This window comes from Paraburkholderia sp. EG304, assembly GCF_046543485.1.
Lineage (GTDB): Bacteria > Pseudomonadota > Gammaproteobacteria > Burkholderiales > Burkholderiaceae > Paraburkholderia > Paraburkholderia youngii.
In genome coordinates this window covers 49,101-55,696 of sequence record NZ_JBKGUA010000045.1, presented here as the reverse complement: position 1 = coordinate 55,696, position 6,596 = coordinate 49,101, and the positions used below count along the sequence as shown (strand labels likewise).

The 6,596-nt window shown below is 59.4% G+C and carries 5 protein-coding genes and 2 pseudogenes; all 7 read left to right on the top strand.

The features are described from left to right. Positions 1-128: 128 nt before the first annotated feature. Positions 129-965: pseudogene (locus ACLFKU_RS33815) on the top strand (MFS transporter); the annotation flags it as partial. A 51-nt stretch (positions 966-1,016) separates the two neighbouring features. Next, complete coding sequence (locus ACLFKU_RS33810; protein WP_410852018.1) at positions 1,017-1,892, top strand: amidohydrolase family protein; 876 nt, start codon at positions 1,017-1,019, stop codon at positions 1,890-1,892. A 185-nt stretch (positions 1,893-2,077) separates the two neighbouring features. Beyond that, positions 2,078-2,350, top strand: coding sequence for a metal/formaldehyde-sensitive transcriptional repressor (locus ACLFKU_RS33805; protein WP_368585032.1), 273 nt, complete (start codon positions 2,078-2,080; stop codon positions 2,348-2,350). 7 nt (positions 2,351-2,357) lie between these two features. Further along, entirely contained in the window at positions 2,358-3,644 is a 1,287-nt protein-coding gene (gene dmeF, locus ACLFKU_RS33800) for a CDF family Co(II)/Ni(II) efflux transporter DmeF (protein ID WP_410852017.1), read from the top strand. Between the two features lie 3 nt (positions 3,645-3,647). Continuing rightward, positions 3,648-3,848: a DUF1289 domain-containing protein gene (locus tag ACLFKU_RS33795; protein ID WP_368585034.1), complete on the top strand. Its 201-nt coding sequence runs from the start codon at positions 3,648-3,650 to the stop codon at positions 3,846-3,848. 255 nt (positions 3,849-4,103) lie between these two features. Next, positions 4,104-4,916: pseudogene (locus ACLFKU_RS33790) on the top strand (MFS transporter); the annotation flags it as partial. Positions 4,917-5,683: 767 nt separating this feature from the next. Continuing rightward, positions 5,684-6,505, top strand: a complete 822-nt coding sequence (ppk2, locus tag ACLFKU_RS33785; RefSeq protein ID WP_410852016.1) for a polyphosphate kinase 2 — start codon at positions 5,684-5,686, stop codon at positions 6,503-6,505. The last annotated feature ends 91 nt before the right edge of the window (positions 6,506-6,596 follow it).

Sequence of the window (6,596 nt, the reverse complement as noted above, 5' to 3'; positions counted from 1 at the left end):
CCGCTTCAGAACCTTGGCGATGCCCGGAGCAAGCGTCGTTCGTGGGGTCAGTATCTTCTTCATCGTTTGGCCAAAGCGTTCTCGTCAGCCTCGAATTTTACCTCCCTCGCGTTAATGCGACAGAGCCTGCAGCGGTGCTGCTGTATGCACTGATGTTCTCGCTGCTGCCTGCGGATACCGCGTGGCGCGTGATGTTCGGGGTTGGCATCGTTCCGGCGCTTCTGATTCTGTACGTCCGACGCGGCGTGCAGGAGCCTGCCGCGCCGGCCCGCGCAACGCGCGATGCGCGCGCGCGTCAGCAGCCGACGCCTGGCCTTGTCGTCGGCATCTTTTCTCCGCAAGTGCTGCGCATGACGCTCATCGGCGCACTGCTCGGCGTTGGTGCGCATGGCGGCTACTACGCGCTGATGACCTGGCTGCCGACGTTTCTGAAAAGCGAGCGCCATCTGTCGGTCTTGAGTACGGGCGGCTACCTCGCCGTCGTGATCGTCGCGTTCTTTTGCGGGTGCCTCGTGAGTGCGCAGCTGCTGGATCGCATCGGACGCCGCAAGACCATACTCACGTTTGCGATCTGCTGCGTGATAACGGTGATCGCCTATCTGTTCCTACCGCTCGGCAATACCGCGATGCTGTTCTTCGGTTTTCCGCTAGGCTTTTTTGCAGCGGGCATTCCGGCAAGCATGGGCGCGCTGTTCAACGAGCTGTATCCGCGCGGGATGCGTGGCACTGGCGTCGGGTTTTGCTACAACTTCGGCCGCGTCGTGTCGGCGGGATTTCCCGTGCTCGTCGGGCACATGTCCGCGACCATGTCGCTTGGAACGGCGATCGGCATCGATGCGGGACTCGCATACGCACTGGTCGTCCTGTCCGTGCTGATGTTGCCCGAGACACGCGGCCGCATGCTCGACGAAGCCACGCTCGAGCCCGAACACACAGGCGCGCTTTCTCACGCGCAAAGGCATTGACGCGCGAGACACTCGCCGCAATCCAGCAAGAATGGTGATGAAGGAACGTCCATGATGGAGAAGTCGGGGATAGAGGCGAGCCACCGGCAGGCTGTGTATCGTCCAGCCCACATTGCATCTGTCGATACTCATGCTCACGTATTCGAGCGCGGCCTGCCGCTCGCCGAAAAGCGTCGCTACGTGCCCGACTACGACGCCACGCTCGACGCATACCTTGCCCAACTGGACACGCACGGCGTATCGCACGGCGTGCTTGTGCAGCCCAGCTTTCTCGGCACAGATTGCAGCTATATGCTCGATGCGTTGCGCCGCGCGCCGCACCGGCTACGCGGTGTCGCGGTGATCGAGCGCGATTGTCGGATCGACACACTGACGGAGATGGCGAATGCGGGCATTGCAGGGATTCGGCTGAACCTGATCGGACATCCCGATCAGCCGCTCGACAGATGGGTGAGCGCGCAAACGCTCGCCCATGTCCGCGATCTCAAATGGCATGTCGAAGTGCATGTGGAAGCTGCGCGGCTGCAGGGCATCGTCGAGCCGCTTCTGGACGCCGGCATGAATGTCGTCGTCGATCACTTCGGCAGGCCCGATCCGGATATCGGTGTAAGAGACGTAGGCTTTCGCCGTCTTCTTGAACTGGCTGACACGCAGCGTGTGTGGGTGAAGATATCGGCCGCGTACCGGAATCGACGGCAGTTTCGCCCGGATGACACTGATGCGCAGGAGGCGTTTCATTTTCTGAAAGCTGCTTTTGGCGTGCATCGCCTTATGTGGGGCAGCGACTGGCCGCATACGCAGTTTGAAGCAGACGAGGATTTTACTCACGCGCTCGAACTTCTACGCGCGCTGCTCCCTGTTGAAGAAGAGCGCAGGGTTGTTCTGGCAGACACGCCTGCAAGACTTTACATGTTCGACATTGCGTGATTCACATGGCGCATTGCAAGGGCAGGACTGGCTAGACGGGTTGACGTCTCACCCGACAGGTTGAAACATTTTTGGCGCAAAGCACTGCGCAGACAACGCTCACTTCATACCTCGCTCGAGAGCAACCTATACCCCCCGCCCCTATATGAGGTAAGATAGCCCCCTACACTATTTTGGGGCTTGCCGTGAGCCATACGATTCGTGAAAAGCAGAAGCTGCTCAACCGGGTGCGCCGCATCAAGGGCCAGGTCGAGGCCATTGAGCGGGCACTTGAAGAAGAGCGCGGATGCATGGATGTGCTCCAACTCATTACCAGTGGCCGTGGCGCGATGAACGGGCTGCTCGCCGTCGTGCTTGAGGACCACATTCGCACCCATCTGGTCGATGCAGAACCGGCTGACGAACATGGCAGCGGGACCGAGCAATTGATCGAAGTAGTCCACAGCTACTTCAAGTGAGAGAAGCATGAGCAAGTTCGAGGACGCCGCCTTCGGGGCGGGACATGACCACATCTTCCTGGGCGCTGCCCACCAGGAAAACGAGCGCAGGACGTGGATGGTGATTGCGCTGTGCAGCGCGATGATGGTGGCTGAAATAGTCGGTGGGAGTCTGTTTGGCTCGCTGGCGCTCGTCGCCGACGGTCTGCACATGTCGACACACGCTGGCGCGATGCTCATCGCCGCTTTGGCTTATACCTACGCCCGCAAGCATGCTGGCGATAACCGCTTCGTATTTGGCACCGGCAAACTGGGAGATCTCGCGGGTTTTACCAGTGCGATTGTACTCGCGATGATCGCGCTGCTGATCGCGTACGAAGCTGCTTCGCGCTTTCTCTCGCCCGTGCCGATCCACTTTGGTCAGGCGATCCCCATCGCCGTGCTCGGACTGCTGGTCAATCTTGCGAGCGTCTGGCTGCTGAGCGGCGATCACCACGGCCACAGCCATGGGCATAGCCACGGGCACCGTCATGGCCACGGTCACGAGAACGAACACAGTCACGAGGAAGAGGTGCATCGCATCTTCGGTAGCGCTGGCGTATTCGCCCTATCGGTCTTCGAAGACGGTGTTCCGCCCGTCTTCCGCATTACGCCCGAAGCGGCTTCCTCAAAACTGAACGCCAATACTGTTTCGGTAACGACGATCCGCCCCGACGGCACGCACCAGACCTTCGCGTTTGCCGACCGCGGTGGCTATCTGGAGTCCAAGGAGGACATTCCCGAGCCGCATGCATTCAGGGCCGTTGTCCAGCTGCCCGATGGTGAACATCATGTCGAGTTCGAGGAACACGAGCACGATCATGAAGCTCAGTCAGCCGCGAACCGTGACCACAACATCCGCTCGGCCTACATTCACGTCATTGCCGACGCAGCGGTTTCCGTGCTGGCGATCATCGGCCTGCTGCTCGCGCGTGCGTTCGGCTGGGTCTGGATGGACCCGCTTGCAGGTGTAATCGGCGCACTGGTGATTGCGAACTGGTCGTGGGGCTTGATGCGCGATACGGGCGGTATCCTGCTCGACATGAATGTGGACAAGCGGATGACCGACAACGTCCGTCATGTCATCGAAGACAACGGCGACACCGTGCTTGACCTCCACGTCTGGCGCGTCGGTCCGGGGCATATGAGCGCGATCGTTTCGGTGGCCACTGATGAAGTGCGGCGCAACCCGGGCTTCTACCGCACAGCACTCAAGCGTTTCAAGGGACTGTCGCATGTGACCATCGAAGTGAACCCGACCGGCGTCGTAGTCTGAGCGATGGCAGTCAAATCGCCATGCATCGATGTCTGTGCGTTCGATGGCAAGACCGGTCTTTGCATCGGCTGCTTTCGGACGCTCGATGAAACCCGGGGCTGGAAGAAGATGACGGACCACCGGCGTCATCAGATACTCAATGAGAAGACCCGGCGACAGGAGAAGGTCGCACGCGAGGTGCAGGTCGCTAAGGTGAAAAGCTGAAGGAATAGACCTGTTGCCCGGCACTGCTTGGGATGTCCGAAGTACGCCAAATTCCGGCCGTTCGAGCGGGAGTTCGTATAAAGGAACAAAATCGCCGCCTGTATCGTGGTCCATAAGCGAACGCCTTTAGGCACATTGAGCCACGTTTCGACTCGTCTTTAGCTCGATAAGAAATACCGCAAGAACATACAAACTTCCATCCACCGGATCTCCTTAGGCGGCCAGCAAAATGTAAGCTATTGCCGATCGAGCGAACACGTGGGCGTCCTGCTCGCCACTTTCGTCAACCTCGGCATCCAGAGCTACCTCTCGAGCGCGGACTCGGCGGCCTATGGCTGGCGGATCGCGTTCCTGTTCGGCGGATTCTGTGGGCTCTTGTCCTACTGGATGCGCCGCAATCTGGACGAGTCCCCCGAGTTCAAGGAGATGCATGGCGCCGTCGCCAGGCAACCATTTCGCGAGACGCTGCGACATCATGGAAAAGCTGTCGCCGCGGGAGCGCTCACTATCGCTGTGATGGCCGGCGTCAACGGCATCCTCTACGGTCACATGCCGGCTTTTCTGGTTCAACAATTGCACTATGCGCCCCAGAAGGCGGCGATCGCCCAGAATGCCTATCTGGTCGTCAGCTCGTTCGGTCTGCTCGCTGCGGGCTGGCTGGGAGACAAGATTGCGCGCCGATACCTGCTGCGAACGTCAGCGGCCCTGCTGATTGTGCTGAGCTACCCGTTCTATTGGGCGCTCGTGAATCACACTGTCGATCCGGTCGTTTTATTCGTTCTCGCCGCGGTGGTCTTTTCACTGGCAAGCGGCACGTGGCCCTCTGTCCTCGCCGATCAGTTTCCCGTCCAGGTACGATTCAGCGGGATCGCCCTTGCGTACAACATTTCGGTGGTCGTATTCAGCGGCTTTGCACCGCTGCTCGCCACCATGCTGGTTCGCGCGACAGGATCATTGACAGCACCAGCCTACTACGTCGTAGGAACATGTGCGGTCGCTCTGCTGGCGAGCTTTGCATTGCCCCGGCACAGTCTGCGGCCCATTTCAGCTCGCGGAGTAGCGACCTGAACCGCGCCTCATTGCATTGAATCACCGCGAGCAACGGAGCGCCTTCATCGTGTTCCGGCTCCGATGGTCTCAGCGCCGAAGGGCACCCCTCTCGTCAATTCGGGCAAGGTGCGGCATTGAGCGGTTTTGAGGCAGAACAGTCTGCATAATTCTCAATGGCCCGGAGTCCTGGAGCCGCTCGCGCGCACCGCAAATTGCGGCGTCGTAGGTGTTCTCCGGCGCGGCTTCGCTCCCAACATCTTGATAGTTAACTGCAAGTTTCGCGGGACCGCGCTTACAGGCGGTCCGCAGAGCAAGCTGACCGTGGTCGGCTGTGACCGGATGTGGGCGCAATGAACGGCCGACACTTCGTACAACTCGACGAGCGATCGTCTCTCGCACAAAGACTGTTGGCTGAAAAATCCGACGTTGATCTGCGTCAAGATCGTCGAGGTAGGGAGGGCGCAGTCTTTAGCATGGTCGCTGCGAGGTACATCGAGGGCACCACCTGAGCCGAACCGGCGGATATGCCTCGACCCGCAGGGGGATGGCGCCCGCGACCAACCTGGCGCCAAGGTAAAACCCGCGTCATCTTTCGTTATTGCCGTCGAACTGGTTTCGGATGTCCGTGGGCCGAGCCGAGAACTGAAGTCCGGTAGACCCTCGTCGCCGACCTCACTTTCCGACTGCACGTCTTTGCGTCAGTCGAAGGAGGCGTCGGTTTCGGGGCCAAAGTCCGCCTTCCTGAATGCTGCATCGCATCAATCTGCTGTCGAGGAGATAAAGCAATGTCCGAGTCTCGCAATGAGGTTAAGCCGAATGGCGCGAAGACAGGCAACAAGCCAGCCAAGAAGGCGTACGAGAAGGAACTGGCGTTGCTTCACATTGAACTGGTCAAGCTACAGGAATGGGTCGTGCGGACCGGCGCAAAGATTTGTATCGTATTCGAAGGGCGGGATGGCGCCGGTAAGGGTGGCGTGATCAAGGCGCTTACCGAGCGTGTGAATCCGCGCGTTTTCCGGGTCGTCGCGCTGCCAGCCCCGACCGATCGCGAAAAGACGCAGATGTACTTTCAACGCTATCTTCGCCACCTGCCGGCTGCTGGCGAAATCGTCGTGTTCGATCGCAGTTGGTATAGCCGCGCAGGTGTCGAACGGGTCATGGGCTTTTGCACCGAAGCGGAGGTACAAATGTTCATGATGGCCACACCGCTGGTGGAGCGTGCGTTTATCGATTCCGGGCTGATCCTGATCAAGTACTGGCTGGAAGTCGGGCCCGAAGAACAGACGCGCAGGCTGGAAGCCCGGATCCACGATGAGCGCAAGATCTGGAAGCTCTCGCCGATGGATCTCGAATCTTATCGCCGCTGGTATGACTATTCGCGCGCGCGCGACGCGATGTTCACGATGACGGACACGGAGTACTCACCATGGTATGTAGCGAAGGCTGACAACAAAAAGCGCACGCGACTCAACGTCATCAGCCACTTGCTCAGCAAGATTCCGTATGAGGCTTTGCCGCGTAAGAAGGTTTCGTTGCCCCAGCGTCAGAAAGCCGAAGGCTATCGTGAATCGGATCACCAGTTCAGGTATGTGCCGGAAAAGTTCTGAAGTCGCATGGCAATTTGCAGCCAATCGGATCGTTGGACGTCTGCCTTAGGTGCGACTGGCTAGAGTGTCGACAAGATTGCCTGCGGTGCGA